The following is a 26,064-nucleotide window of genomic DNA, read 5'->3' as shown; positions in this document are numbered from 1 at the left end:
CGCACGATCCACCGACGACGGACTGCCCCTTCGCGGGAAATCGCCCGGGCGCGCGGACCCACCCGGGCGGTTCGTCAGGCTGCCAGCAGGACCGCGTTCGGGGCGGTGAAGTTCTGGACCGGGGCGGGCCGCATGTGCGGGCTCACACGGCGATCGCCGCCGAGGACGACCGTGCGGGCGGCGACCGGTCGCATCGACTCGGCCACCTGTGCGACCAGCTCGCTCAGCGAGGTCCCGAGGGCGCCGGCGAGCGCCGCGATCATCTCACTCGACGGTTCCTTGCGGCCACGTTCGACCTCGGACAGGTACTGCGGGGATATCCCCGCCCGCCCTGCGGTGTCGACCAGGGTCGAGCGCTGCTCGAGCCGCAGCGCGCGCAGCCGGTCACCGAGCGCCTCCCGCCAGAGCGGTTCGGGGCGCGTCCGCCCGTCGCCGCGTCCGCCCGGAATCACCCGCAACCCGTTGTGCTCGCCCATACTGCGAGGGTAGGGACTCGCGCGCCGACACACCCGGTTCTTCTGCTGTCGGCGTAATCGCCTCAGCGGGTGATGCCGAACCTGCTGTCGACCCAGCCGAGGGCGTCGGCGAAGGAAGCGGCGATGATCTCGCTGTGATCGGTGCCGTCGTACTTCCGGTAGTCCACGGTCTGGCCGCGCATCTGCTGTTCGGCGACCATGGCGTCGGTCGACTTCAGCGGCACCGTCATGTCGTCGCGACCTTGCAGTACCAGCACCGGGGCGGTGAACCGCACGCCGCTGGGATCGTTGTCGTCGAGCACCCGCAGCAAGCCGGACAGGTCACCGTCCTTGCTGAACACCTCGCGCGTCGAGAGCCCGCCCCACCTGCTCTGATCACGCAGCCCCGCGACGCATTCGGTGTCGGCGCTGGGCAGCAGGGCGACGGCGCGGTCGGTGAGGAAGCGGCTCGGGTCGATGTCGGTGACGGTCTGCGCGCCGCGCACCAGCAGCGGCACGAACAGCGCGATATCGCCGGTGCCGAGCTTGCCCAGCGGATTCGACACGGTCCATTTCGCCATCCGCACCTGCTCGGCGATGTGCGAGACGGGAGCCAGCGCGACCGCGCCGAGCAGCGGGGTGTGCGGCGCCCACGCCGTCGCCGCGCCGGCCGCGAACAGGGCCGCGTGGCCGCCCTGCGAGTGCCCCATCGCCACCCAGCGCGCGCCGACGGACTCGTCGACTTCCCGTGCGGCCGTGGCCAGGTCGGCCATCGCGCGCTGCTCGGTCTCGCCGATCAGATAGCCGTGGTTCCCCGGCGTGCCGAGGCCTTGGTAGTCGGTCCTGGCCACCGCGTACCCCTTGGCGACCCAGCGGGCCTGCTCGTCGATGCTCGGCGAGGACCCGCTCGAGCGCGAGGGCGCGCAGACGTCGGCGACCCCGCTGGTGCCGGGCGCCCAGGTGATCAGCGGCCAGCCACCGGCGGGCGGCGTGCCCTCCGGCACCGCGAGCGTTCCCGAGACCGCGACGGGTTTTCCCTGCGCGTCGACCGAGCGGTACAGCGTCAGGTGATTGCGCGCCCCGGGGATCACCCGCGCGCCGGTCAGCGGCTGGCTGCGGATCACCGAACCGTGCTGTCCCGGAATCGATTCCGCCGGTGGGTCGTAGAAATCCGCCCGCGGTGTGCCGACCGCGACACCGGCCGTGTCGGTCAGATCCTCGGCGCAGGCCGAACTGGTGAGCGCCAGGCACGCCGCCGCGGCCGCCGTGATCACCCGAGCGATTCCTGTCCGCATGTTCCCCCCGTTACGCCGATAGACCGCCGATCAGGGTACTCGATGCCGTGACGGCCGGGCGTCGCGCGGACACCCGGCCGTCCGCCGGTCAGCGCAGCACCCGGCCGAGGAAGTCGCGGATGAGCGCGGCGATCTCCGGTCCGTGGGTCTCCAGGGCGAAGTGGCCCGCGTCGAGCAGGTGCAGTTCGGCGTCCGGCAGGTCACGCAGGTACGCGCGGGCGCCGTCGGCGCCGAAGATCTCGTCGTGCTCACCCCAGGCGATCAGCGTCGGCGGGCGGTGCTCGGCGAAGTACTTCTGGAACGCCGGGTAGCCGTCGAGGTTGTTCTTGTAGTCGGCGAACAGCTGGAGCTGGATCTCCTTGTTGCCCGGACGGTCCAGGTACGCCTGATCCAGCGTCCAGGTGTCCGGGCTGACCAGCGCCAGCCGGTCGGCCGGAACACCGTGCGTGTACTGCCATTTCGTCGCGTCGAGGGTGAGCAGCTTGCGCACCTCGGGCTCGTGCGTGGCCCGGTCGTTCGCGTGCGCGAACAGCACCTCCCAGAACGGGGTGAAGCCCTCCAGATAGGCATTGCCGCTCTGGGTGACCAGGGCGGTGACCCGCTCGGGATGCGCCGAGGCGATGCGCAGTCCGATGGGGGCGCCGTAGTCCTGGATGTAGAGCGCGAACCGGTCGACGCCGAGGGTGTCGAGCAGGCCGAGGGTGAGTTCGGTGAGATGGTCGAAGGTGTAGTCGAATTCGTCGACCGACGGCATCGCCGACTGGCCGAAGCCGAGGTGGTCGGGGGCGATCACGTGATAGTCGGCGGCGAGTTCGGGGATCAGTGTGCGGAACATGGCCGAGCTGGTCGGGAACCCGTGCAGCAGCACGATCGTCGGCGCGTTCGGGTCGCCTGCCTCCCGATAGAAGAGGGACTGCCCCTGGATCTGGACGGTGTTGTGGCGGATCTGGTTCATGATGGATCTCTCTTTCTGGTTGGGTGTTTCGTCAGGCGGTGACCGGCACGCGGGGGCGGACCGGCGAGATCAGCGCGGCGGCGGCGACGGTGAACAGCAGCGCGAGCGCGAAGTAGCCGCGGTAGCCGTCGGTGACGGCGTGGACGAGGGTGGCCACGCCGAGTCCGGCGGCGGCGGAGAGCTGGTGGATCACCCAGGCCGGAGCCAGGGTGCGACCCATGCGCGCGGGATCGAGACCGCGCGACAGGATCGCCATGGTGAGCGGGATGACCGGGAACGAGGCGATGCCGAACAGCACGGCGACGAGCACGAGGACCTCGGGTCCCGGCAGGAACACCGCGGGCGCCAGCGCGACCAGCCGCACCACGAAGAGCACCCGCAGCAGGCTCTCCGGCGGATGACTGCGCAGCAGGCGCACCATGGCCGCTGAGGTCAGACCGGCCGTCAGAGCGGCCAGCGCGACGAGCCTGCCCGCACCCGCCACCGACCACCCCTGTTCCACAGCGTGTTTCGGCAGCATCAGCACGACGACGTACAGGGTGGCGGCGTGGAAGCCGAACGACACCAGCACCTTCCACCGATCCGCCAGCGACTCCCCCGCGCCCGCAGGCGAATTCGCGCGCCGATCGGCCGGCAGCAATCGCCACAACACCGCCGTCGCGGTCAATCCGATCGCGCCGAGCAGCGCGAAGGTGCCGCGCACGCCGATCGGGTCGAACAGCGCCGTCGCGGCCCACGGTGTGATCAGCTGCCCCAGGTTGATCCCGATCGCGGCCCTGGCCATGGCCGGTCCGGCCTGCGCGCCGTGCGCCCGGCCGAGCAGGGTGGTGACGGTCAGCGTGGAGGAGGCGGCGAAGCCGAGTCCGCCGAGCACCATGTAAGCGGCGACGAACTGCCAGGTCTCGGTGACCGTGGCCAGCACCAGATAGCTGCCCGAGATCAGCGAGAGTCCGCCGATCAGAACGAGTTTCGGGCCGAGCAGGTCGAGGAGCCTGCCGATGCCCTGCTGGGCGAGGCCCGTCACCGCGGTGCCGAGCGCGGCGGCCACGGCCAGCGCGGTCGCCGAGACGCCGTAGGCGGCGGCGGTGGGCGCGAAGAACACGCCCATGGTGAAGTTCAAGCCGAAGGAGACGGTCATCGCGGCCAGACCGGCCCAGGCAAGATGCTCGCGTCGCATCCCATCACGTCCTAACTATCTAAATTGGTTTTAACGGTTACAGATGGGCATGCCTCGGCCACGACCGATCCGGGACAGCGGTCAGCCCCTGGCGAGATCCGTTCGGAGGCGCGCGTTCTCGGCTTCCAGCTCCGCGATCCGATCGCGCAGGACGCCCATCGCCTCCGCGACAGCGGCCCGCGGGTACAGCGCGGGAATGTGCTGGCGGCAGTTCCAGTCGAAGGCCTCGACCTCGATCACCACCGCCCGCTCGACGTGCGCGCGATAGCCGTCGACCGCGAGCGAGGCGACCAGTTCCGGGTCGTCGGCGCCCTCTACCACGCGCGCCCGCCCGAAGATCTTCATCCGCGCCTGCGCGGCGTAATCCATGAGGAACAGTGAGACCCGATCGTCGTGATCGAGATTGCCGCGGCTGATGTACTGCTTGTTGCCACGAAAATCGGCGAAGGCGAGGGTCCGGGGATCGAGCACCCGCAGGAAACCCGGTGCGCCGCCGCGATGCTGGATATAGGGCCACCCGGTCTCGCCGACCGTCGCCAGGTAGAAGCTGTCCCGCGCGCCGATGAACGCGGCCTCGTCGGGCCCGATCCGATCGGCCTCGGCGGGGACCTGGGCCATCCGCTCGTAGCCGCGCAGGCTGCCGTGCGCGCGCTGATGTTCCCGCACCAGCGGCGTGAACGCGACCTGCGCGTAGTGGCCCGTCATGCCGCACCGCCCGCACCGAACATCCTCATATAACTGTTCATACCAGCTTTAACGGTTAGGCGCGAGCAGAACATTCCCGATGTCCGAGAATTCGTGCAGGGAAAGACGAACGGCGCGTTCACCTTCGAGGTGAACGCGCCGTTCGGCGGAAGAACGAACTAGCGGCCGATGGAGGCGGCCATGACGCGGACGGCCGAGATCAGACCGTCGATCAGGTTGCCCTGCCGGAACGAGGCCAGGGCGGCGGTGACGCCCAGCTGGCAGATCCGGTCGTTGGCGCGCTCGGCGACATTCGCACCCGAACGCACCTCGATCGCACCCTGGTTCGGGGAGACCGCGATGAGCACCGAGTCGGCGGCCTCCGGCGTGTTCGGCAGCAGCGCGTCGGCGCCGGTCGCCGGGTCGGACCCGAGATCGCCGAGGTAGATGTTGAAGCGGACCTTGGTCGCGCGGGTCGCGTCGGTGAGCGCGTTGTCGAGGGCGACGCGCTCCCGATCGGTGAAGGGCACCTCGTCGAAGACGGCGCCCGGCTCGTGCACACCCGAGACGCGGCCGCTGCTGGTCAGCGCGAATCCGTGCGGCAGGTCGGCCTCGACCACCGCGGGCCACTTAGAACTTGCCACTTGCCCGGCCTCCGATCAGCTCCGCGTTGGCGGCTTCGAGAGCCACATGACTGCCATGCGACTCGGCGGTGTGGTGACCCGCGGAGGTCACCTCGTCGGTAGCGCTCCACAGCACCGGCCGGTGGGTCCACTTCTGCCCGAGCGCGAAGTGGGCCGGCTTATCACCGGGAAATGGCTTACCGAGATAGGACAAACCCGCGATCGCGAAGTAGATCGCGGCCGGGATGCCGACGAAGATCAGCACTGTCTCGAGAATGCTCACGGTCCAACGGTAGACGATGCTGTGTAGTAGTTCATCCTCCGGTCATGTCGAAGGCCCGCGTGTCCGCCCGATTCAGACCAGCCAGGCCGCTGCGTTCGCCGGCAGCCGGTCGTCGGAGACGGGCGCGCTGGCCAGCAGCACCTCCCCCGGCGGCAGCTGGATCGGCCCGTCGGAGGCGTTGAGCACGCACACCAGCCCGCCCGGCCTGCGGAAGGCCAGGCACCCGTCGGGGCTGCCGTACCACTCGATCCGCGCACCGGCGAATTCCGGCCGGGTCCCGCGCAGGTCGATCGCCAGACGGTACAGCGACAGCGTCGAGTGCAGGGTCTCCAGCTGGGCTTCCACCGTGCGGTCGGCCCATTCGGCGGGGATGGGCAGCCACGACCGCGCTCCGTCGGTGAAACCGAACGGCGCCTGCGTGCCCTCCCACGGCAACGGCACCCGGCACCCGTCGCGGCCGCGTTCGGTGTGGCCGGAGCGCTCCCACACCGGGTCGCGCAGGGCGTCCTCGGGCAGGTCGTCGACATTGGGCAGACCGAGCTCGGCGCCGTTGTAGAGGAAGACCGCGCCGGGCAGCGCCAGCTCCACCATCATCATCGCCCGCGCCCGCTCCACCCCGATCCGGCCGCCGCCGTAGCGGGTGACCTCCCGCTCGATGTCGTGATTGGACAGGGTCCAGGTCGGCGGCGCGCCGACGCCGCTCACGGCCTCGAGCGAATGCGTGATCGCCGCGCGCACGCCGTCGGCGGTGAACGGCGTCTCGGCCAGCCGGAAGTTGAACGCCAGATGCAGTTCGTCGGGGCGCACGTACTCACCGAAGCGGACGTTGTCGTCGACCCACACCTCGCCGATCGACACCGCGTGCGGATAGTCGTCGAGCACGGTGCGGATGCGGCGGTGGATGGCGTGCACACCGGGATTGTTGAAACGGGGATCGTCGTCGTCGTGCACCAGCATCTTGGTCTCGACCCTGGCCATGTCGGGCAGGCCCTCCGGCTTGGCCATGCCGTGCGCGACGTCGATCCGGAAGCCGTCGACGCCGCGATCGAGCCAGAACCGCAGCGTCTTCTCGAAGTCGGCGGCGACCTCGGGATTGTCCCAGTTCAGGTCGGGCTGCTCGGGCGCGAAGATGTGCAGGTACCACTGACCTGGCGTGCCGTCGGGTTCGGTCACCCTGGTCCAGGCCGGGCCGCCGAAGATGCTCGGCCAGTTGTTGGGCGGCTCGGCGCCGTCGGCGCCCTTGCCGTCCCGGAAGATGTAGCGCTGCCGCTCGGGGCTGCCCGGCGCGGCCTCCAGCGCCGCGGTGAACCACGGGTGCTCGACGCTGGTGTGGTTGGGCACCAGATCCATCGTCACCTTGATCTCGCGGTCGTGCGCCTCGGCGATCAGCTCGTCCAGCGCGGCCAGGCCGCCGAACAACGGGTCGATGTCGCGCGGATCCGACACGTCGTAACCGCCGTCGGCCTGCGGCGAGCGCATCACCGGACAGATCCACAGCGCGTCCACGCCGAGTAGCTCCAGGTACCCCATCTTCTCGCGCACCCCACCCAGGTCGCCGATTCCGTCACCGTCGGAATCCGCGAACGAGCGTGGATAGACCTGATAGAACACGGCGGTTGTCCACCACGGAGCGGTGCTTGCTTCCCCCGGCACCGGCGAGGCAGGTGTCTGTGTCACACCCGCAATATTGCCAAAGATTGCCCGGGATATTCCTCCGGCACGAGACTTTCTCGGAATCCGGCAAATCGTCAGCGTTTCGCCACGCCGGACCGAAACGTCACGGTAACTCCGGTGATGGTCGCGGCAGGGCCGCCACCTGCGCGTCAGCAGCGAACGCGGGGCACCCGCACCCTCAGCCCGGCGTGTTCTGGAGGGAGGCAGCCGGAATGCGGTGCACTGCCTCGGATCAGCCCGGCGTGTTCTGGAGGGACGCAGCGGCCATTTGGAAATAGTCGAGCAGGGCCTTGCGGTGTTCGTCGTCGAGGACCGAGGGCTCGATCTCACCGATCGCGATGGTCATGCACCGCAACCAGGCGTCACGCTCGAGCGGCCCGATGGCGAACGGATGGTGGCGCATGCGCAACCGCGGATGCCCGCGCTCGTCGGAGTAGGTGCGCGGCCCGCCCCAGTACTGCTCGAGGAACATCCGCATCCGGCGCTCGGCCGGGCCGAGGTCTTCCTCCGGATACAGCGGGCGCAGGATCTCGTCGGCGGCCACCTCGCGGTAGAACACCGAGACGAGACGACGGAACGTCTCGGCTCCGCCCACCGCTTCGTAGAACGAGGTCGCTGTCTGCTCACCGGAAGTCACAGGCTCCATTGTGCCTCGATGACGAGCGGGGTCGCCCTTCAGCCACAGTTCACCCGATAGTTTGAAAAATAGCCGTGCAATACGGGGCGAACCATGGTCAACTGGGGGCAGTATCGGCCCCAGATACCACATGATCCTGCCAATCATGAAATTGAGGTCAAGATGAAGCAGCGACCCAGCGCCCGGTCACACGAGGCGCGAGCGCATCGACAACTCCAGCCCGCCGACGTCCACAATCGTGGCTCGGGGGCCATTCCGCTGCACATCGTGTCCGACCATCAGCCGCATCACCCCGCGCCTCTGCACCTCGCCGGAGACCGCGACGCCGCCGCTTGGCGCAAACGCCGGGTCCTCCTCCTCAATGCCACCTACGAACCGCTCACCGCGCTGTCCGCGCGCCGCGCTGTCGTCCTGCTGATCTGCGCCAAAGCCGACGCGGTACACGACAATCCCGAAGGCCCGGTCCTGCATTCCGCGGGCGCCGAAGTGGCCATTCCCTCCGTCATCCGGCTGCGCACCTACGTCCGTGTGCCCTACCGCGCCCGGGTCCCGATGACCCGCGCCGCGCTGATGCACCGCGACCGGTACCGCTGCGGCTACTGCGGCGGCAAAGCCGAGACCATCGACCACGTGATCCCCCGCAGTCGCGGCGGCGAGCACTCGTGGGAGAACTGCGTCGCCAGCTGCGCGCCGTGCAACCACCGCAAGGCAGACAAGATGCTCACCGAGCTGGGCTGGACCCTGCGCCACCCGCTGGTCTCGCCGAAGGGCCCGCACTGGCGGCTGCTGTCGACCTCGGCCGATCTGGATCCGGTCTGGTTGCAGTATCTCGGCGAGGGAGCCGCCTGAATCAGGGGCTCTCGATCACCATCGAGGCCCAGGTGCCCGGTTCGAGCGCTTCGAAGATGTGCGGCAGATCGCCGAGGTAGCGCACGTAGTCGCCGGGGCCCACCTCGATGGGTTCCTCGGCGGGCCCCACCAGTGCGCGCCCGGCCGCGAGCACCACGTGTTCGACGACGCCGATCTGGTGCGGGTCCGAGCGCCGGGTGTGCCCGGGTTCGGCCGCGACCCGGTAGACATCGCAGCGGGTGTGCGATTGACCCGCTGCGAGCAACGTCACTCGGTAGTCCGCCTCGGGTGAGGGCACCGGCGCGCCCTCGTCGGCGCGGATCACCTGGACGTTGGGCCGCGGCGGGTCGAGCAGCCGCGAGAACGGCATCTCCAGCGCGACACACAGGGCCCACAGGGTTTCCAGGCTGGGGTTCCCGGTGCCCGATTCCAGTTGGGACAGTGTCGATTTCGCGACGCCGGCGCGATTCGCGACCTCGGTCAGCGACAAACCTGCGCGGGCGCGCTCGCGCCGCAGCGACGCCGCGATCACCGCTTGCGGTGGTCCGGCGACCGGGTCCTGCCGGTCCATCTACGCCTCCTGGGGAGCTGGCGATGTCGGGTTGACTTTACCCAGCACTGCCGTTCACCATGTAAAACATGCGTTCGATGTACCGAACACTCGACCGGGGCACGCTGGCTGCCGTGGCCGCGGCCTGCCTGGCCGTCGGCCTCTTCGGGGTGTCCTACGGCGCGTCCACGATCGCCGCCGGTTTCCCCGTCTGGATGCCGATCGTGATGGCGGTGACGGTGCTCGCGGGCGGCTCGGAGCTGCTGTTCTTCGGCATCGTCGCGGCCGGTGGGAGTCCGCTGGCCGCGGTGGTCGCCGGGCTGCTGCTCAACGCCAGGCACCTGCCGTACGGTCTGTCGGCGCCGGAGGTGTTCGGCCGGGGCTGGCGCCGCGTGCTCGGCGTCCACGTACTCAACGACGAATCGGTCGCCTTCGCATCGGCGCCCGGCGATCAGGAACGCAAACGAGCCGCGTACTGGGCCTGCGGCATCGGTGTCGCCCTGTGCTGGCCGCTCGGCGCGACCCTCGGCGCCGCCCTCGGCTCCCTCGTCCCCGACACCTCGGCCCTCGGCCTGGACGCGGTGTTCCCGGTGATCCTGCTCGCCCTGATCCTGCCCGCCCTGCGCGATCGAGCCACCCTGCGCCCCGTCCTCGTCGGCGCCGCGCTGGCCGTCGCGGTCGCGCCGTTCGTCCCCGCCGGCCTGCCCGTGCTGATCGCGCTGCTCGCCCTGGTGTTCGCGCTGCGCGCACCGGAGGCGCCCGCGGACGCCGACACGGTGGTGACGAGTTGACGGCCACTTCGCCGACCGGCGGCCGGCGAGCCGGACACCTGTCGCGCGCGACCCGCAGCGAGCCACTGACCGGGCGCCCGGCGATCACCCGCTCACCGAGTCGACAGGACACTCCGCGCGCCCGCATCGGTCGCCGGCGGCTACGGCCGTCTCCGACCGGCGGCGATGTCGTCGTGCACGGGGCTGCGGCGATCGGCGGGATGTCGTGAACCCGCCGTATCTGCTGCCCGCGATGCTCGCTCTGGCTGTCGGCACCTATGCCCTGCGCTGGACCGGCCCCGCGCTGCGGCATCGACTCCGGCTGTCGGCCAGGACCATCCATCTGCTCGACACGGGCGCGCTGATCTTGCTGGCCGCGCTGGTGGCGACCGCTACTCTGCCCACCGGTTCCGGCGAACTCGGCGTCGCCCTGCCCGCGGGCGTGGGCGTGGGCGGCGTGCTGGCCTGGCGCCGCGTGCCGCTGCTCGTCACGGTGATCGCTGCCGCCGCGACCACGGCCGCGCTCCGACTCGCCGGGGTGCACTGACCCGAGCGTCGGAGACGACGCACTGGGCGGGCACTGGCTGGCCTACCGCAACGATGCGGACCGGAGAGACACGCCGCGGACGGCCTGGACCGTCCGGTCACGGCGACCGGACAGTCCTGGGCCCGCACCGGCGCGGCGAGCGCGCGGCTCTGAGAAGGGCGCTCAGCGAGACCGGTAGGTCAGGCAGCGCGCGGAATGTTCGGCCGAGCCCGCGCCGACGCGGATCTCGGTGGCCGCGCATTCGAGGTCCCGGTTGTGCACGCAGTCGGCGCGCTGGCAGGCGCCGACCATGCTGGTGACGGTGTCGAGCCCGCCCTTCACCGACAGGGGGACGAACGTCTCGCAATCGGCGCTGCCGTTGTGCCCGGCGACGTTGATCGCGAAGGCGTGGCAGCCGTCGTGGTTGTAGGAACAATCGCCGACCGTGCACTCGGTGACGTGCGGCATTTCGATCGAAGTCATATCCAGCCCTCTCACCTGCTCGATGGTCACGCTGTGTCGGATATCACTCTAGGCCGCCGCAAGCGCTAATCAAGGCAGGTCAGGCTAGCCTTATCAGCACAGCCGGGCCGTGTGGCACCGCCGTCCACTGTCGGCTTCAGCTGGGCGACAACGGGATTGCACCGCCGAGGCGGCGCGCGACCGAGCCGTAGCGCGCGTCCAGCCGCAACCATGTGCGTGTCGCGCGGACGCGCACGAGCTCCGAGGGCTGGATCCGGCGCGACTCGGTCTTCTCCCCCGCATGCGGAATGAAGTCCATCGCGGTGAGCGCGAAGACCACCCGCATCGGCACATCGACGGTGAGATCGTCCGAACCGGTCACCGTGAGCACCGACTGATCGAGCAGGGACGCGGGCGGGCCGTGCGCGCCGCCGTGTTCCCGCGCCAGATCAGCGCCGCGCTCGGCCAATTCGACCAGGGCGCGGGCGGGCACGTCGTCGACATGGCTGAAGCCCTCGGTGGGCGGCAGGGCACCGCGCCAGGCCGAGTCCATCGAGTAGCCGAGATCGATCGGATGGCCGGTGCGCAGGCCGGCGAGCACGGTGTCGGCGCCGACGGTGACATCGTCGACGCCGAGTTCGGCGGTCACCGTCCGCACCGCGAGCGTCTCGAAACCCGTTGCCACCCAGGCCGAGACCAGGCTAGAGCCGCGCCGCCGCAGGCGCACGACGGCGGCGGGGTCGAGCCGGATCGCCCGGGTGAGGAAGGTCGCGAGGTTCTCGCGTTCGGCCGGATCGGGGGCATGCAGCACCCGCTGTTCGGAACTCACGTCGTCAGATCCGCCACAGGGCCAGGTAGTCGCGTTCGGCGTCGGTGAGCCTGCGCAGCCGCTGGGTCTCGATGTCGAACGCGGCCAGCTGGGTCGTCGCGGTGACCGCGGGCGGCGAATCCGGTGCCGTGCCGTTGGCCCGCACCTCGTAGCCGATCGTGAAATCGACCGCCCGCAACTGCTTGATCCACATGGTGATGTCGAGCGGGGTGTCCTCGTGCCGCAGCTGGCCGCGGTACTTCACGTGCAGATCGACCAGCACACAACCCTGCCGACCCATCGACGCCGTCGGCTTGTCCCCGTCGAACAACCACGGGATCCGCGCCTCTTCGAGCAGGGTCACCATCCGCGCGTGGTTGACGTGCTGATACACGTCCATGTCCGACCAGCGGATCTCGACCTTGGCATGAAAAGGCGAACTCGTCACCGTGGTACCTCCGATTGGGCGCCCACCCCGCTCACCATGCTCCGCACCTGTCGCGCGGCGACCGACAGTGTGGCGAGGTCGTGGGTCCCGGACTCGAACAGCTCCGACAGTGCCGCGCGCGCACGGCCCAGCCGGGACTGGTTTTTCGACTCCCAGTATGCAATTTTCTCGTCGGCCGTCTCCTCCGGGTCACCCGCGGACAGCACGTCCAGGGTGAGCGAGCGCAGCGAGCCGTACATGTCGTCGCGCAGCGCGAGCCTGGCCAGCGCGTGCCAGCGGTCGCCGCGTTCGAGGTGGCTCACCGCCTCGAGCAGCCAGTCGATCTTCAGGTGCTCGTTGAGCGCGTAGTACAGCGCGCCCACCTCGGCGCCGTCGCGGTCGGCGATGTCGGCGATGTCGACCACGTCCAGCAGCGGGTAGAGGCCGAGCAGACCGAACACCTCGGTGGCCAGATCGGTCGGCGCGCCCCGCGCGATCAGTTCGGCCGCGCCCTGCGTGAGCGAGGTGACGTGGTGGCCGCGCAGCCAGCCCGGCACCTGGGGCGCCAGCTCCTGCACCCGGCTGTGGTAGCGGTTGATCTCCGCGCCGACGGCGATCGGCTGCGGGCGGTTGCTCAGCAACCAGCGCGAGGCGCGGTCGAGCGTGCGCTTGGATTCCAGCTCCAGCAGATCGCACACCCCGGCGGGAGCATCGGCGGTGCGGATGCGCGCCCACACGTCGTGCAGTTCGAAGATCTCGGTGGCCGCGGCGAAGGCACGCACGGTGTCGGAGGTGCTTGCCCCGACCTCCTCGTTGAGCCGATGCGCGTAGGTGATGCCGCCGTAGTCCACGACCTCGTTGACCAGCATCGTGGTCACGATCTCCCGGCGCAGCCGGTGCTTCTTGATCTCGGTGCCGAAGCGCTCCCGCAGTGGCGTCGGGAAGTAGAGCGGCAGCCGCCGCGCGAAGTACACGCTGTCGGGCAGATCGGTGTCGAGCAGATCGGCCTTGAGCCCGAGCTTCACGTGTGCGAGCAGATTGGCCAGCTCGGGCGAGGTGAGGCCGCGCCCGTCCTCGGCGCGCCGCTTCAGTTCGGCATCGGTCGGCAGCGCCTCGAGGTCGCGGTCGAGGCCGCGCCGCTGTTCGAGATCGTCGATCACGCGCGCGTGCACGCTGACCATCTGCGGCGCGTCGGTGCGGGCGATGCCGATCAGCACGTTCTGATCGACGTTGTCCTGCAACACCATTTGCGCGACCTCGTCGGTCATCGAGGCCAGCAGCGGGTTGCGGTCGGCGGGCGCCAGCGCGCCGGCGCTCACCACACCGTCGAGCAGCACCTTGATGTTGACCTCGTGGTCGGAGCAGTCGACGCCCGCCGAATTGTCCAGCGCGTCGGTGTTCATCTTGCCGCCCGCGCGGCAGAACTCGATGCGGCCGAGCGCGGTGGCGCCGAGGTTGCCGCCCTCGCCGATCACCTTGACCCGCAACTGGTTTCCGTCGACGCGCACGGCATCGTTGGACTTGTCCCCCACCTCGGCGTTGGACTCGGTGCTCGCCTTCACGTACGTGCCGATGCCGCCGTTCCACAGCAGCTGCACCGGGGCGAGCAGGATCGCGCGCACCAGTTCCGGCGGCGAGAGCGCCTGCACCGAGTCGGGCAGGCCGAGCGCCGCCCTTGCCTGCGCCGAGATCGGCACCGATTTCACGGTCCGCTCGAAGACGCCGCCGCCCGCGCTGATCAGGCTGCGGTCATAGTCGGCCCACGAGGAGCGCGGCAGCGCGAACAGCCGGGCGCGCTCGGCGTAGGAGGTGGCGGCGTCGGGATTCGGGTCGAGGAAGATGTGGCGGTGGTCGAACGCGGCGACCAAGCGGATGTGCTCGGAGAGCAGCATGCCGTTGCCGAACACGTCACCGCTCATGTCACCGACGCCGACGACGGTGAAGTCCTGGCTCTGCGTGTCGATGCCCATCTCGCGGAAGTGGCGCTTGACCGCTTCCCACGCGCCCCTGGCGGTGATGCCCATCGCCTTGTGGTCGTAGCCTGCCGAGCCGCCGGAGGCGAACGCGTCACCGAGCCAGAAGCCGTAGCGGGTGGCCACGTCGTTGGCGATGTCGGAGAAGCTGGCGGTGCCCTTGTCGGCGGCGACCACGAGGTAGGTGTCGTCACCGTCGCGGCGCACCACCCTGGCGGGCGGCAGCACCGCGCCCGTGGCCAGGTCGACATTGTCGGTGACGTCGAGCAACCCGGAGATGAAGGTGCGGTAGCAGGCGATGCCCTCGGCCACGCTCGCCTGACGGTCGGCGGCCGGATCGCCGGTGGCGGCGGGCGGCCGCTTCACCACGAAGCCGCCCTTCGCGCCGACCGGCACGATCACGGCGTTCTTCACCGCCTGCGCCTTGACCAGACCCAGGATCTCGGTGCGGAAGTCCTCGAGCCGGTCCGACCAGCGCAGGCCACCGCGCGCGACCGAGCCGAACCGCAGGTGCACGCCCTCCACGCGCGGCGAGTAGACGAAGATCTCGAATTGCGGTCGCGGCTTGGGCAATTCGGCGATCTCGCGCGGCTCCACCTTGAACGAGAGGTATTCGCGCGAGCGTTCCTCCGCGTCGAGGACGTAGTAGTTGGTGCGCAGCGTCGCCTTGATCAGTCCGAGGATGGCGCGCAGGATGCGGTCGGCGTCCATGCTCACCACGTCGTCGATGCCGGCGCGCACCGTCGTCTCGATCGCGTCGGCGTTCTCGGCGGAGACAGTGTCCGGATCGAAGCGGGCGGCGAACAGGTCGACGAACGCGCGCGAGACCTCGGGATGTGCCAGCAGCACGCGGGCGATGTTCACCTGGCTGTACGGAAAACCGGCCTGCTGCAGGTACTTCGCGTAGGCGCGCAGAATCGACACCGAGCGCCACGGCAGCCCGGCCCGCAGCACCAGTTCGTTCAGCCCGTCGGCCTCGGCCCGGTCGTACCAGACCGCCTCGAAGGCGTCGGTGAACCGGGAGTGCAGCTCGTCCTCGCGGCCTGCCTGCTCGAGCAGTTCGGCGTCGAGGTCGCCGCCGAGGGCGTTGCGCAGCAGCTCGGGCCTGGCCTGCAGACCGAAATCGTAGATCCAGCGCTCCACGCCGCCGTCGAGTTCCAGCTGGTAGGGCCGCTCGTCGACGACCTCGACGCCCAGGCTCTGCAGCACCGGCAGTACCTGGCTCAGCGAGACACCGGACCCGGCGATGTAGAGGCTGAACCGCCACGAACCGGGCGCCGCCTCCGGCCTGCGGTAGAGGTACTGGTCGATGCCGCCCTCGGTGAGCCGTTCCAGCCTGCCGATATCAGCGATGGCGCGGTCGGCCCCGAAGTCTTCCTTGTAGCTTTCCGGGAAGGCCTCCGAATACCGTTTCACCACAGCGGGATCCAGCACGGCGGAGGTGGCGACCTGCTCCCCGATCCGGTCGTCCCAGGTGTGGCTCGCGGCGTTGAGCAGGGCCTGCAGGCGCAGCCGGTTGTCCTCGGAGGTGTCGGGCGCCACCGCGCCCTCCCCCGACAGCATCACGGTGAAATACACACTGGCGAGCTCACTTTCGCTCACCCGCGCCGAGTAGTCGATGTCCGACCCGCCCAGCTCGCTGACCAGGATCTCCTGCATGTGCAGGCGCACCGCGGTGGTGTAGCGATCGCGCGGCAGATACACCATGCACGCCACGAAGCGGCCATAGCTGTCGCTGCGCAGGAACAGCCGCACCTGCCTGCGCAGGCCGACGCCGAGCACGGCGACGGCGGTGCGGCGCATGGTCTCGGTGTCCGCGGAGAACAGCTCGGTGCGCGGGAACGACTCGATCACCTCGAGCATCGCCTGCCCCGAGAACGAGTCCTTGTCGAACCCGGCCGCCTCGATCGCGTTGCTCACCCTGGTGTTGATGACGGGGATGTCGAGGACGTTCTCGTGCACGGCGCTGACGGTGAAGACGCCGATGAACAGGTGCACGCCTGCGATGGCACCCGCGTCGTCCACGTCGGCCACGCCGACGAAATACGGGTACACCGAGCGGTGCACGGTCGCGCGGACCAGACCCTGGGTGAGCATGAGCAGCGGCCGGTCACCGCCGTTGATCGGCACCTTGAAATCGGTGCCGATGTCGGCGCGCAGGACACCGAGGCTGGCCCCCGGCACCGGGGTCGAGACGGTGTGGCCGTGGTCGGTCTCGCGCCGGTAGCGGGCATAGCCGAGCAGGGTGAAGTTGCCGCCCGCGAGCCAGCGCAGCAGTTGCGCGCATTCGGCCAGGTCGGCGGCCGGGAACGGCGCCGCGCCCTTGGCCGCGGCACGGTCGAGCTGGTCGGCCAGCGAGCTCTGCACCGCGGTCATCGCCTCGGTGTCGTCGATGACCTGGCGGACGTCGGCGATCACTTCCGGCAGGGTGCGCTCGATCTCGTCGAGCTGGCCCCGGCTCGTCGACGGATGCAGCTGCAGATGCATCCACGACTCCGGTTCGCCCGGCGCGTTGTTGCCGTCGACCTCGTGCGGCGCGGCGCTCACCAGCACGCCGTCGGCATCGCGGGTGACCTCGAAGATCGGATGGATCACCTCGGAGACGTTCACCTGCATGCGGCCGAGGGCCGCGGTGATGGACTCGACCAGCAGTCCCATGTCGTCGGTGACCACCTGGACCGCCGCGCCCATCCCCGATCCGTCGTCGGGATGGTAGACCCGCACCAGCGCGGTGTGTGCCGGACGGCGAGCGGCCAATTCCATGTGGCGGCGGAAGATCTGGTTGATGCCGGTGACCGGGAAGTCCGCGTCGCCGGCGTCCACGTGTCGGAAATACGCTCCCTCGAGTGTCGCGAGATCACCGCGCAAGCTCGGCGGCATTCCCGCGGCCCACGCCGCGCTCGACATTTCCGACGAGACCGTCATCGTTTTCGCCCACTCCCATGGATTCGGTTCGCTTCGATTCCGCAACTCTGGTGACGCATTTTCGAGACTAGCCGGGGGTACATGGACACGCGGAGGGATTTCCGCCTTGTCGCGCCGGTAACTTGACCAACGTTCGGTGAACGACGAGGACGGCCCGGCGGGGCCGATCGTTCACCGATCAACTCCGCCGGGCCGTGGCGCTTTTCGCGAGGTCAGTCGCGGGTCAGCTTGCGGTGGGTCACCCGGTGCGGGCGTGCCGCCTCCGCGCCGAGGCGGTCGATCTTGTTCGCCTCGTAGGCCTCGAAGTTGCCCTCGAACCAGAACCACTTGGCCTCGTTGTCGCTGTCGCCCTCCCACGCGAGGATGTGGGTGCAGGTGCGGTCGAGGAACCAGCGGTCGTGGGAGATCACGACGGCGCAGCCGGGGAACTGCTCGAGCGCGTTCTCCAGCGAGCTCAGGGTCTCGACGTCGAGGTCGTTGGTCGGCTCGTCGAGCAGGATCAGGTTGCCGCCCTGCTTGAGGGTGAGCGCCAGGTTCAGCCGGTTGCGCTCACCACCGGAGAGCACGCCCGCCGGCTTCTGCTGGTCCGGACCCTTGAAGCCGAACGCGCTGACGTAGGCGCGCGAGGGCATCTCCTGGTTGCCGACCTCGATGAAGTCGAGCCCGTCGGAGACGACCTGCCAGACGTTCTTGTTCGGGTCGATGCCCGCGCGGTTCTGGTCGACGTAGCTGAGCTTGACCGTCTCGCCGACCTTCACCTCACCGCTGTCGGGCGCCTCCAGGCCGACGATCGTCTTGAACAGCGTGGTCTTACCGACACCGTTGGGGCCGATGACGCCGACAATCCCGTTGCGCGGCAGCGTGAACGACAGGTCCTTGATCAGCTGACGATCGCCGAAGCCCTTGTCCAGGTTCGACACGTTGACCACGATGTCACCCAGGCGCGGGCCCGCCGGGATCTGGATCTCCTCGAAGTCCAACTTGCGGTGCTTCTCGGCCTCCGCGGCCATCTCCTCGTAGCGGCCGAGGCGGGCCTTGTTCTTGGCCTGCCGGGCCTTGGCGCCCGAGCGCACCCAGGCCAGCTCCTCCTTGAGGCGCTTCTGCAGCTTCTGATCCTTCTTGCCCTGGACCTCGAGACGCTGGGCCTTCTTCTCCAGGTAGGTGGAGTAGTTGCCCTCGTACGGGTAGGCGCGGCCGCGGTCGAGCTCGAGAATCCACTCGGCGACGTTGTCGAGGAAGTACCGGTCGTGGGTGACGGCCAGCACGGCGCCCGGGTACGAGGCCAGGTGCTGCTCGAGCCACAGCACGCTCTCGGCGTCGAGGTGGTTGGTCGGCTCGTCGAGCAGCAGCAGGTCGGGCTTGCTCAGCAGCAGCTTGCACAGCGCGACGCGGCGACGCTCACCACCGGAGAGGTTGGTGACCGGCTCGTCCGGCGGCGGGCAGCGCAGCGCGTCCATGGCCTGTTCGAGCTGGGAGTCGACATCCCACGCGTCGGCGTGGTCGAGGAACTCCTGCAGCTTGCCCATCTCGTCCATGAGCTCGTCGGAGTACTCGGTGGCCATGAGTTCGGCGATCTCGTTGAAGCGGTCCAGCTTCACCTTGACCTCGCCGAGGCCCTCCTCCACGTTGCCGCGGACGGTCTTCTCCTCGTTCAGCGGCGGCTCCTGCTGCAGGATGCCGACCGTGGCGCCGGGCGCGAGGAACGCCTCACCGTTGTTCGGCCGGTCCAGTCCCGCCATGATCTTCAGCACGCTGGACTTACCGGCGCCGTTCGGGCCGACAACACCGATCTTGGCGCCGGGCAGGAAGTTCAGCGTCACGTCGTCGAGGATGACCTTGTCGCCGTGCGCCTTGCGAACCTTGATCATCTGATAAATGAACTCAGCCATATGAGAAAGCCTATCGGTGCGTGGTAACTGGGTGCGATGCGGAGCGGGCCGGATGCCGCGGACCGCCCCTCAGGCGTCGACCTGCGCGGGCGTGCCCGGGTTCGGCACCGCAACCGGCGATCGCGCCGGGAGGGAATCCGCCGCGGTCGTAGAGGCTACGGCAGTGTCTTCGGTCGGCGCATATCCGGCCGGGTCCTCGGCGCTCGGTACCGCGGCGTCGCGGCGGCCGGAAATATTCCGCACCGCGTGCGGCATGGGCCGCCCGGCATCGGAGCGCCGCACCACCGAGGCGGTGCAGCGGGCCAAGTCGGGCCCGACGGCCATCGCGCGCATCTCCAGGTCCCGCCGCTCGGCGCCGTCCTTGCCTCGGTATTCGTGCGAGCGCAGCTGACCGTAGGCGATCACCGGATCGCCGCGATGCAGCGACCGGTCGACGCCGGTCACCAACCGGCGCCAGCAGGAGACCGTGAGATACAGCGTGCCGTTGTCGATCCATTCGCCCGCGTTCGCGTCGAACCGGCGGGAGTTGCTCGCCATCCGGAAGGTGAGCACCTGCTCGCCGTTGGCGAGATCGCGCCGGATCGGATGGGTGACCACTGTGCCGATCACCGTCGCGTTTGCCTCGTACATCGAACCCGCCCCCGCTCGCTCGTCGTTGTCCTGACCATCCAAGAATGGCCCGGCCGCGCGCCCGAGGGGCGGCCGCGACGGCAACTGGGGACAACTCAGCGGGTTGTGGATATCCCTCGTGTCAGACGACGGGGAGTTCGGTGTTCGCCCCGCACAGGACGACGATCGGCCGGACGCCCTGGTCCGGGCGGTAGACACCGCTCTGCACGGCGGCCAGCGCGGCCGCGCCCTCCAGCTCGACGACCACGCGGAACTCCCGCCACAGGTACTCGCGGGCGGCGGCCACCGCGTCGTCGGCGACCGCGAGCACCGGCATCCGATGCCTGCGGGCGATGTCGAACGCGATGTCGCCGACCCTGGTCTCGCACTGCGGCTCGCTGACGCCGGAACCCTCGTGCACGTCGACGGGCCTGCCCGCCGCGAGCGCGGCCGACAGCGCAGGCAGGTGTTCGGATTCGACGCCGACGATCTGCCTGCGCCTGCCGAGCGCGGCGCCGAGCCCGGCGACCAAGCCACCGCCGCCGACGGCCGCCAGCACCGGTGGCCTGCCACGCACCTGTTCTTCCAGTTCCAGGCCGATCACTCCCGCGCCTGCCACGACGTCGGGCATGTCGTAGGCGTGCAGGTGCGCGGCGCCGCGTTCCTCCGCCAAGGTGACCGCCCGCACCTGGGCCTGCGCGTAGTTCGTCCCGTGCCACAGGACCTCGGCGCCGTGCGCCCACATCGCCGCGACCTTGGTGTGCGGCGCCGATTCCGGCACCACGACGGTGCAGGTCTTGCCCAGCTGGGCCGCCGCCAGCGCGACCGCGATGCCCGCGTTGCCCGCCGAGGCCACCACGACATGCTCGGCGCCGTCGCCCGCGGCGAGCAGCGCGTTGAGCGCGCCGCGCACCTTGAAGGTGCCGCCGTGCTGCAGGAACTCGAGTTTCAGCGTGACCGGCACCGGGCCGTCCGGACCGTCCACGCTGGTGTGGAAGACCGGGGTCTTGCGGACCCGGCCGGTCAGTCTGCGCCGCGCCGCCCGTACCTCGGTCCGCAGCACACGATGTGGTCTGCCGTCGGGTGAGGATTCGGGCTCCGGCTCACCGCATCGGCTCACCGGCGCACCTCGCCGTCACGCCGCGCGAGTTCGGCGTACATCGCGTTGTAGGCGGTGAGCTCGGCGTCGTTGTCGCGATCGGCGGCCCGGTCGGTGCGCTTGGCCAGGCGCTGGTCACTGCGCGACCACTGGATCAGCAGGGCCAGCATCACCACGACCAGCGGCACCTCGCCACTGGCCCAGGCGAAGCTGCCACCGTTGCGCTGATCGGCCAGCAGGTCGATGTTCCAGCCCAGGTCGAGGGTCCGGTAGAACCAGCCGCCGAGCACGGTGTTCATGCTCATCAGCGCGATGCCGAAGAAGGCGTGGAACGGCAGGGTGCCGAACACCATCGCGAGCTTGGTCAGCGGCGCGACCTCGCGCGGCTTCGGGTCGATGCCGATCACGACCCAGTAGAACAGGTAGCCGCTGATCAGGAAGTGCGCGTTCATCATCAGGTGCGCGGCATGCGAGTCGACCGCGGCGTCGAAGATCCCGCCCAGGTACAGCGCGTAGAACCCGGCGACGAAGATCACCGAGGCGACCACCGGCTGGGTCAGGAACCGCGAGACCGGGTTGTGCACCGCGGCCAGGATCCACTCGCGCGGACCAGGCACTCCCTCACGTCCCGCAGGCGGCAGCGCGCGCAGCGCGAGCGTCACCGCGCCGCCGAGGGCGAGCAGGATCGGCGCCAGCATCGACAGTGCCATGTGCGCGCCCATGTGCACGCTGAACATGGCGGGTGCGTACCGCCCGACCCCCGAGGAGGTGGCGAGCAGCAGCACCAGGCAGCCGCTGCACCAGGCGATGGTCCGCCCGACCGGCCAGGCGTCACCGCGCTTGCGCAGCCGCCACACCCCGAGCAGGTAGAGCGCGGCCAGGACGATCGCGAGGGTGCCGAAGATCAGGTCGAAGCGCCAGTCGAACAGCAGCCTGCCCACCGACGGCGGGCCTGCGAGGGTGTAGCCGAGCTCCACCTCGACCGGCGTCGGGATCGAGACGGGCGGGGGCGGCGGGGTGCGGCCGAGGCCGACGGCCAGGCCGATGGTCGCCGCGAAGATCAGCGTCTCGACCCCGGCGAACCGGATCAGCGCGGAGCGGTCGCGCGGGTCGGCGGCCAGCGCGGGCAGCGCCGCCCTGCGCTGCAGGTAACCGAGCACCCCGAGCACCAGCAGCGCCGCCGCCTTGGCCAGCACCAGCTTGCCGTAGGTGGTGCTGAACAGGTCCGAGGCGGGCACCCGGACCCAGGCGTTCACCACGCCGCTGAGCCCGATCACCACGAACGAGATGGTCGCCGCGAGCGAGAACCGCCGCGCGGCGATGTCGACGCCGGGGCCGCCGCGCAGCGCGTAGGCCAGCACCGCGATGAGGCCGCCCACCCAGACCGCGGCCGAGACCATGTGCAGGATCAGTGAATTGGTCGCCACGTCGTGGGAGCCACCGGAGGACGAGTGGCCCGTCAGCGCCAGCGGCATCATGGTGATCAGCGAGCCCGCCAGCAGCAGCGGCGTCCAGCTCCAGCGCAGCGCCAAGCGGCACAGCACCACCAGGATCAGCGCGAACACGGTGGTCGTTCGCCAGGCGCCCGCCACCTCGACCTGCGTGATGACCGGCCACAGCACCTCGGGCCGCCAGATGTCGCCGACCGGCTGTCCGGTCGTGTCCGAGACCGTCAGCGGCACCAGCAGCGCCGCGCTCACCGCCCAGACCAGCGCCGAGTGCCCGGCCCTGCGCACCGCGCGGTACCCGCCTGCCTCGAGCAGTCCGCTGTCGCGCGGCGGCAGCAGGAAGGCCGCGAACAGCAGCGAACCGACGGTCACCGCGGCGGCCAGATCGGCCACCGCGCGCAAGGCGGGCAAACCATATGTTGTGATCGGCCCCGGATCGGGTATACCCAGCAGACTCAGCGCCTGCGCCGCCGACAACCCGACCACGATCGCCGCCACGAAGGCGGCGATCGCACCCGCGACAACACTCAGCACCCCGAAGGACGCGGCGTTCCCCGTCGGCGCCGCCCGACCCGGTTCCGCCGGTGGCGCGCCGTCCTCGGCGGTACCAGCGGAGGGGTCTTGCGATAACGACATGCCAACGAGGGTAGTTCGGCCTGCTCGGAGCCGCCTCGAGGGGGCATCGCTCCCAACCCGCCTCCCGACCTGGTCGGTCGCTATACTTTTCGCGCTGGACACCGGGGCCGAGTTCGGCCAAGGTGGATGCGGACTGCCTCCGTAGCTCAGTTGGATAGAGCAAGGGCCTTCTAATCCCTAGGTCGCAGGTTCGATTCCTGCCGGGGGCGCAACACGGCCCTGATCAGTAGAAATGCTCGATCAGGGCCGTTGTCGATCCAGAGCCGACGTTGCATCAGACAGGAACTCCCGAGCGGGCGGCACAGCGCCGCGCCTCGGCGGGATCGTCGAGTTCCGTGATGGCGGAAGGCAACAACGGTGGCTTGAACGGCGCTGACGGCCGGCAGCTCAGTCCTTGTCAGCGGGAGGGGTGGCGGTTAGGAATATCGGGTGGCTGATCAACAGAATGTCGCCCGGATCGTGACGGCCGTCTCCTCGGTCGTGGTCGCGGTGTGCGCGGTGGTGGTGACGGTGAAGGTGGCCGGCGCCGATCTCGACCCGGCCGATCCACCGCGGGTGCTGGACCAGACGGCGCTGGAGCAGCAGGTGGCGAACCGGTTGCAGGGTGTGCGGGAGGAGCCGGTCGGCCGGGTGACCTGCCCCGGGTCCGTACAGGTCATCGTGGGTAACCAGTTCGACTGCGAGACATGGGATTACCTGAAGTCCGCGAAGGTGCGCGTCGCGATCATCAGCGATCAGGGCGAGATCGAGGTGACCAGGTCGTGAAGTGACCGGTCTTCGTGTACCCGGCCGCGATGCCGTTCGCTACGACGCTTCGGTGAGCGGTGGTGGCGCCCAGCCACCGTTGGGGACGAAGGGTTTCGGCACGTAGCAGCGGAAGGTCAGGGCGAACGGTTTTCCCGCCGCCGAGGGCAGCCAGTTGGATTCGGGGACGCCGGTGACCGGTTCGGGTCCGACAGCGAGGACGAGGGCGCCGTCGGGCTCGTAGGTCAGGGGTGAATGGTCGTTGAAGTTGTAGCGGTGCAGATCGTTCGGGATGACCCGGTAGTCGGGCACCGAGACCAGGATGATCGACCAGTAACCCTCGACCGCCGAGGCGGGCAGGTTGTCGGCGGGCATCCCGCCAAGCCACCGGTTCACATAGGGCGCGATGCCGGTCAGGGCGTACTCGCGGAACTCGGGCACGACCCGGTCACGGAGGAAGCGCTCGACGCGGTCCCGTTCGCCGGGATGAGCAGCCAGCCAGGCCGCGATCGAGCCGGCCAGGATCTGCATCCGGCAGGCCACCGGGGAGACGTCGGCCGCGTGACCGCGCCGTCCGGGTCCTCGCCCAGCTCGATACGCGCCAGCATCTTGGCCTTGCCCGAGTGCAGCTCGATGCGGGTGGCGTCCTCGGGAATGCGCGGGGCGGTGCCCGGTTTCACGAGGGCGAAGGCACCGTCGGGTTCGGACGGGGTGGTGCGGTCGTTGATTTCGGGTGAATTCCCTCGGATCTTCTTGAGGGCTGTCCAAGATAGAGTGGTTCGCGGGTCGCGATGAGTCAGGACTGGTGATGCCGAGAAACAGACGCCCCCGGGATCGGGAGGAGAAGCGCGCCGAGATCGTCGCCGCCGCGCGGCGGTTGTTCACCGAACAGGGGTACGACGCGGTTCCGGTGAGCAGGATCGCCAAGGACGCCGGGGTGGTGTCGAACACGCTGTACTGGTATTTCCGGGACAAGGACGCGGTCCTGACGGCGGTGCTTGATGAGGTACTGGCCGAGTCGATGGACCGGTACGGCGAGGTTCTCGACACCGACATCGTCGATCGATTGGTGTGGGTCGTCGCGGAGTTGGAGCACGTGAGCCGGTTGGTGACCACCGTGCACGCGCGCGCGAAGGAGTCGGAGGCCGTTCGGGACTGGCACGAGGCGTTCCACGCGTTGGCCGAGGGCTTGTTCCGGGCAGATCTGGCCATGATCGGGGTTCCCGGGAACGAGCTGGATGCGATGACCTCGATCGGGGTGTTCGTGGTCGAGGGACTCCTGATGCACCCGGTCGACGACGAGCGCAAGCGCGCGGTGATGGAGACGTTGATACAGAGCGCCCGCGGAATGGCCGTAGCCGCCCGCTGAAAACAGCGGGCGGCTGGGCAAGCCGCGGATCTAGCTCGCGGCGTCGGCGAATTGCTTCGACAGGAAGTCGATCTGGTCGCGGACGGCGTCTTCGAAGTAGGTGCCGAGGTAGATGTCGAAGTGGTCGCAGGGGTAGTTCTCCACCTGGACATGAGCCAGGCCCCGCGCGTGGCGCTCGGTGGGTTCGGCGGGGGCGGCGGCATCGTTGTCGCAGACGCACAGCAGGGTCGGGACGCCGGAGCGAGCCATGGCGCGGCCGGGCCGGTAGAGCGGTAGCCGCAACGCCAAGCGGGCGGCCAGTGCGTTGGCGGCGTCGAAGTCGTTGTCCGGGCCGTGCAGCACGCCCCAGACCGAGTCGCGGCCCACCGTGGTGACGGGCTCGCGTTCGTCGCTCGTCAGCTCGATGTTCTGGGCCAATCGCGCACGAACCGAGGGCAGGCGTCGCAGGACGGCGCTGGTGCGGCGGGACAGCCGGGTGCCGGGCGGGAGCAGCGCCGACGCGCCGGCGATGGCGTCGCGTGAGGCGACGAAGGCGGGCATCCACGAGGTTCCGGCCATCGGCAGCAGAATCGGCTTGATCCCGAGCCAGGAGCACGCGGTGTCGAGAATGCCCGCGGCCATCAGCGCGACAGCACTCAGCGGCCCGGTGCGCAGTCGTGCGATCAGCGAGGCCGGTCCATCGGTGAACGGACATTGCGCGACGATGGCCGCGACCTGCGGGTTGCCGCTGCCGACCTGCAGGACGTGTCCACCACCGAATGACGTGCCCCACAATGCGATCCGTTCGACATCGACCTCGGGGAGGGTACGCGCGAAGTCCAGAGCGGCACGCCAGTCGGCGAGTTGGCGATCGATGTCGAGGAGCTGACGCGGCTGTCCGCCGCTGGCCCCGAGGTGACGGTAGTCGAAGACCAGCACCGTCCAGCCGCTCGCGGCGAACCGTTCGGCGAACGCCGCCAGGCGCATCTCGCGCACCGCGCCGAGCCCGTGCCCCATGATCACCGTCGGCCGAGGCTCGGACACACCGGGCGCGGTGTACAACCACGCCGCGCACGGCACGCCGTCGGAGCGGAACTCCACATCGCGCCGCCGAATCGCCGCAGCGGCCCCACCTCGATCGATCGGCTCGTCGGTAGCCATGACTTGATTCCTTCCGCTCGGCGAACCCACCGTTCTTGAACGTCGCCCAAGAACGGT

Annotated in this window: 25 protein-coding genes and 1 tRNA gene; 6 read left to right on the top strand and 20 right to left on the bottom strand. The window is 69.6% G+C overall.

Translation table 11 applies throughout. The features are described from left to right. Nucleotides 1–74 precede the first annotated feature (74 nt). The 9 genes from AB0H56_RS07180 to AB0H56_RS07140 form a co-directional block, all read right to left on the bottom strand. Nucleotides 75–476: a helix-turn-helix transcriptional regulator gene (locus AB0H56_RS07180; protein WP_357158532.1), complete on the bottom strand. Its 402-nt coding sequence runs from the start codon at nt 474–476 to the stop codon at nt 75–77. A gap of 62 nt (nt 477–538) precedes the next feature. Further along, nucleotides 539–1,750, bottom strand: coding sequence for a lipase family protein (locus AB0H56_RS07175; RefSeq protein WP_357158529.1), 1,212 nt, complete (start codon nt 1,748–1,750; stop codon nt 539–541). Between the two features lie 88 nt (nt 1,751–1,838). Beyond that, nucleotides 1,839–2,705, bottom strand: coding sequence for an alpha/beta hydrolase (locus tag AB0H56_RS07170; protein ID WP_357158526.1), 867 nt, complete (start codon nt 2,703–2,705; stop codon nt 1,839–1,841). Between the two features lie 31 nt (nt 2,706–2,736). Next, a complete protein-coding gene (locus tag AB0H56_RS07165) occupies nt 2,737–3,882 on the bottom strand; it encodes an MFS transporter (RefSeq protein WP_357158523.1) in 1,146 nt (381 codons plus the stop codon). An 81-nt stretch (nt 3,883–3,963) separates the two neighbouring features. After that, entirely contained in the window at nt 3,964–4,587 is a 624-nt protein-coding gene (locus tag AB0H56_RS07160; RefSeq protein WP_357158521.1) for a pyridoxamine 5'-phosphate oxidase family protein, read from the bottom strand. A 158-nt stretch (nt 4,588–4,745) separates the two neighbouring features. Then, nucleotides 4,746–5,210: a DUF5130 domain-containing protein gene (locus tag AB0H56_RS07155; protein ID WP_167456368.1), complete on the bottom strand. Its 465-nt coding sequence runs from the start codon at nt 5,208–5,210 to the stop codon at nt 4,746–4,748. Next, nucleotides 5,197–5,472 (bottom strand): hypothetical protein, encoded by a 276-nt coding sequence (locus tag AB0H56_RS07150; protein ID WP_110039461.1) that lies wholly within the window; start codon nt 5,470–5,472, stop codon nt 5,197–5,199. The genes AB0H56_RS07155 and AB0H56_RS07150 overlap by 14 nt, the downstream gene beginning before the upstream one ends. A gap of 72 nt (nt 5,473–5,544) precedes the next feature. Continuing rightward, nucleotides 5,545–7,149 (bottom strand): alpha-amylase family glycosyl hydrolase, encoded by a 1,605-nt coding sequence (locus AB0H56_RS07145; RefSeq protein ID WP_357158517.1) that lies wholly within the window; start codon nt 7,147–7,149, stop codon nt 5,545–5,547. A 229-nt stretch (nt 7,150–7,378) separates the two neighbouring features. Continuing rightward, complete coding sequence (locus AB0H56_RS07140) at nt 7,379–7,792, bottom strand: globin (protein WP_232997298.1); 414 nt, start codon at nt 7,790–7,792, stop codon at nt 7,379–7,381. 153 nt (nt 7,793–7,945) lie between these two features. Between AB0H56_RS07140 and AB0H56_RS07135 the strand changes: the two genes are divergently transcribed. Beyond that, nucleotides 7,946–8,632 (top strand): HNH endonuclease, encoded by a 687-nt coding sequence (locus tag AB0H56_RS07135; RefSeq protein WP_280347017.1) that lies wholly within the window; start codon nt 7,946–7,948, stop codon nt 8,630–8,632. 1 nt (nt 8,633) lies between these two features. On the opposite strand, the gene AB0H56_RS07130 is transcribed toward AB0H56_RS07135, so the two are convergent. Beyond that, nucleotides 8,634–9,203, bottom strand: a complete 570-nt coding sequence (locus AB0H56_RS07130; protein WP_232997296.1) for a helix-turn-helix domain-containing protein — start codon at nt 9,201–9,203, stop codon at nt 8,634–8,636. A 68-nt stretch (nt 9,204–9,271) separates the two neighbouring features. Between AB0H56_RS07130 and AB0H56_RS07125 the strand changes: the two genes are divergently transcribed. After that, nucleotides 9,272–9,973 carry an AzlC family ABC transporter permease gene (locus AB0H56_RS07125; protein ID WP_357158513.1) on the top strand — a complete coding sequence of 234 codons (702 nt, stop codon included), beginning with the start codon at nt 9,272–9,274 and terminating at the stop codon, nt 9,971–9,973. Nucleotides 9,974–10,178: 205 nt separating this feature from the next. Beyond that, nucleotides 10,179–10,499, top strand: coding sequence for an AzlD domain-containing protein (locus tag AB0H56_RS07120; protein ID WP_357158510.1), 321 nt, complete (start codon nt 10,179–10,181; stop codon nt 10,497–10,499). Nucleotides 10,500–10,661: 162 nt separating this feature from the next. Here AB0H56_RS07120 and AB0H56_RS07115 read toward each other — a convergent pair whose 3' ends face one another. The 8 genes from AB0H56_RS07115 to AB0H56_RS07080 all read right to left on the bottom strand — a co-directional run bounded on the left by AB0H56_RS07115 (nt 10,662) and on the right by AB0H56_RS07080 (nt 22,754). Continuing rightward, a complete protein-coding gene (locus AB0H56_RS07115) occupies nt 10,662–10,961 on the bottom strand; it encodes a DUF1540 domain-containing protein (protein ID WP_110039456.1) in 300 nt (99 codons plus the stop codon). 136 nt (nt 10,962–11,097) lie between these two features. Continuing rightward, nucleotides 11,098–11,769 carry a hypothetical protein gene (locus AB0H56_RS07110; RefSeq protein WP_357158507.1) on the bottom strand — a complete coding sequence of 224 codons (672 nt, stop codon included), beginning with the start codon at nt 11,767–11,769 and terminating at the stop codon, nt 11,098–11,100. A 4-nt stretch (nt 11,770–11,773) separates the two neighbouring features. Further along, entirely contained in the window at nt 11,774–12,196 is a 423-nt protein-coding gene (locus AB0H56_RS07105; RefSeq protein ID WP_332909955.1) for a thioesterase family protein, read from the bottom strand. After that, nucleotides 12,193–17,073 (bottom strand): NAD-glutamate dehydrogenase, encoded by a 4,881-nt coding sequence (locus AB0H56_RS07100; RefSeq protein ID WP_357158504.1) that lies wholly within the window; start codon nt 17,071–17,073, stop codon nt 12,193–12,195. The genes AB0H56_RS07105 and AB0H56_RS07100 overlap by 4 nt, the downstream gene beginning before the upstream one ends. Before the next feature lie 212 nt (nt 17,074–17,285). Next, complete coding sequence (gene ettA, locus AB0H56_RS07095) at nt 17,286–18,962, bottom strand: energy-dependent translational throttle protein EttA (protein ID WP_280347022.1); 1,677 nt, start codon at nt 18,960–18,962, stop codon at nt 17,286–17,288. A gap of 69 nt (nt 18,963–19,031) precedes the next feature. Next, nucleotides 19,032–19,592: a single-stranded DNA-binding protein gene (locus AB0H56_RS07090; protein WP_357158501.1), complete on the bottom strand. Its 561-nt coding sequence runs from the start codon at nt 19,590–19,592 to the stop codon at nt 19,032–19,034. A 121-nt stretch (nt 19,593–19,713) separates the two neighbouring features. After that, the gene (locus tag AB0H56_RS07085) at nt 19,714–20,634 is read right to left on the bottom strand and encodes a serine/threonine dehydratase (RefSeq protein ID WP_357158498.1); all 921 of its coding nucleotides are present in this window, start codon (nt 20,632–20,634) and stop codon (nt 19,714–19,716) included. 53 nt (nt 20,635–20,687) lie between these two features. Then, nucleotides 20,688–22,754: a cytochrome c oxidase assembly protein gene (locus AB0H56_RS07080; RefSeq protein WP_357158495.1), complete on the bottom strand. Its 2,067-nt coding sequence runs from the start codon at nt 22,752–22,754 to the stop codon at nt 20,688–20,690. Nucleotides 22,755–22,889: 135 nt separating this feature from the next. Between AB0H56_RS07080 and AB0H56_RS07075 the strand changes: the two genes are divergently transcribed. Together AB0H56_RS07075 and AB0H56_RS07070 are read left to right on the top strand one after the other, a co-directional pair. Further along, a tRNA-Arg gene (locus tag AB0H56_RS07075) sits at nt 22,890–22,963 on the top strand. A gap of 220 nt (nt 22,964–23,183) precedes the next feature. Next, entirely contained in the window at nt 23,184–23,519 is a 336-nt protein-coding gene (locus tag AB0H56_RS07070; protein WP_357158493.1) for a DUF4333 domain-containing protein, read from the top strand. 39 nt (nt 23,520–23,558) lie between these two features. On the opposite strand, the gene AB0H56_RS07065 is transcribed toward AB0H56_RS07070, so the two are convergent. Further along, a complete protein-coding gene (locus AB0H56_RS07065; RefSeq protein ID WP_357158490.1) occupies nt 23,559–24,029 on the bottom strand; it encodes a DUF1214 domain-containing protein in 471 nt (156 codons plus the stop codon). A gap of 277 nt (nt 24,030–24,306) precedes the next feature. Between AB0H56_RS07065 and AB0H56_RS07060 the strand changes: the two genes are divergently transcribed. Then, nucleotides 24,307–24,867: a helix-turn-helix domain-containing protein gene (locus AB0H56_RS07060; protein ID WP_357158487.1), complete on the top strand. Its 561-nt coding sequence runs from the start codon at nt 24,307–24,309 to the stop codon at nt 24,865–24,867. Between the two features lie 30 nt (nt 24,868–24,897). Here AB0H56_RS07060 and AB0H56_RS07055 read toward each other — a convergent pair whose 3' ends face one another. Next, complete coding sequence (locus AB0H56_RS07055) at nt 24,898–26,007, bottom strand: alpha/beta fold hydrolase (protein ID WP_357158484.1); 1,110 nt, start codon at nt 26,005–26,007, stop codon at nt 24,898–24,900. Nucleotides 26,008–26,064 lie beyond the last annotated feature (57 nt).

It is taken from the genome of Nocardia sp. NPDC050717, assembly GCF_040654275.1.
In the GTDB taxonomy this organism is placed as follows: domain Bacteria; phylum Actinomycetota; class Actinomycetes; order Mycobacteriales; family Mycobacteriaceae; genus Nocardia.
This window is presented reverse-complemented; position numbering and strand designations above follow the sequence as displayed.

Coding starts and splice junctions, on each gene's coding strand:
- AB0H56_RS07180 (WP_357158532.1), bottom strand. CDS start 476: ATGGGCGAGCACAACGGGTTGCGGGTGATTCCGGGCGGACGCGGCGAC.
- AB0H56_RS07175 (WP_357158529.1), bottom strand. CDS start 1,750: ATGCGGACAGGAATCGCTCGGGTGATCACGGCGGCCGCGGCGGCGTGC.
- AB0H56_RS07170 (WP_357158526.1), bottom strand. CDS start 2,705: ATGAACCAGATCCGCCACAACACCGTCCAGATCCAGGGGCAGTCCCTC.
- AB0H56_RS07165 (WP_357158523.1), bottom strand. CDS start 3,882: ATGCGACGCGAGCATCTTGCCTGGGCCGGTCTGGCCGCGATGACCGTC.
- AB0H56_RS07160 (WP_357158521.1), bottom strand. CDS start 4,587: ATGACGGGCCACTACGCGCAGGTCGCGTTCACGCCGCTGGTGCGGGAA.
- AB0H56_RS07140 (WP_232997298.1), bottom strand. CDS start 7,792: ATGGAGCCTGTGACTTCCGGTGAGCAGACAGCGACCTCGTTCTACGAA.
- AB0H56_RS07135 (WP_280347017.1), top strand. CDS start 7,946: ATGAAGCAGCGACCCAGCGCCCGGTCACACGAGGCGCGAGCGCATCGA.
- AB0H56_RS07130 (WP_232997296.1), bottom strand. CDS start 9,203: ATGGACCGGCAGGACCCGGTCGCCGGACCACCGCAAGCGGTGATCGCG.
- AB0H56_RS07125 (WP_357158513.1), top strand. CDS start 9,272: ATGCGTTCGATGTACCGAACACTCGACCGGGGCACGCTGGCTGCCGTG.
- AB0H56_RS07115 (WP_110039456.1), bottom strand. CDS start 10,961: ATGACTTCGATCGAAATGCCGCACGTCACCGAGTGCACGGTCGGCGAT.
- AB0H56_RS07100 (WP_357158504.1), bottom strand. CDS start 17,073: ATGACGGTCTCGTCGGAAATGTCGAGCGCGGCGTGGGCCGCGGGAATG.
- ettA (WP_280347022.1), bottom strand. CDS start 18,962: ATGGCTGAGTTCATTTATCAGATGATCAAGGTTCGCAAGGCGCACGGC.
- AB0H56_RS07090 (WP_357158501.1), bottom strand. CDS start 19,592: ATGTACGAGGCAAACGCGACGGTGATCGGCACAGTGGTCACCCATCCG.
- AB0H56_RS07080 (WP_357158495.1), bottom strand. CDS start 22,754: ATGTCGTTATCGCAAGACCCCTCCGCTGGTACCGCCGAGGACGGCGCG.
- AB0H56_RS07065 (WP_357158490.1), bottom strand. CDS start 24,029: ATGCAGATCCTGGCCGGCTCGATCGCGGCCTGGCTGGCTGCTCATCCC.
- AB0H56_RS07060 (WP_357158487.1), top strand. CDS start 24,307: ATGCCGAGAAACAGACGCCCCCGGGATCGGGAGGAGAAGCGCGCCGAG.
- AB0H56_RS07055 (WP_357158484.1), bottom strand. CDS start 26,007: ATGGCTACCGACGAGCCGATCGATCGAGGTGGGGCCGCTGCGGCGATT.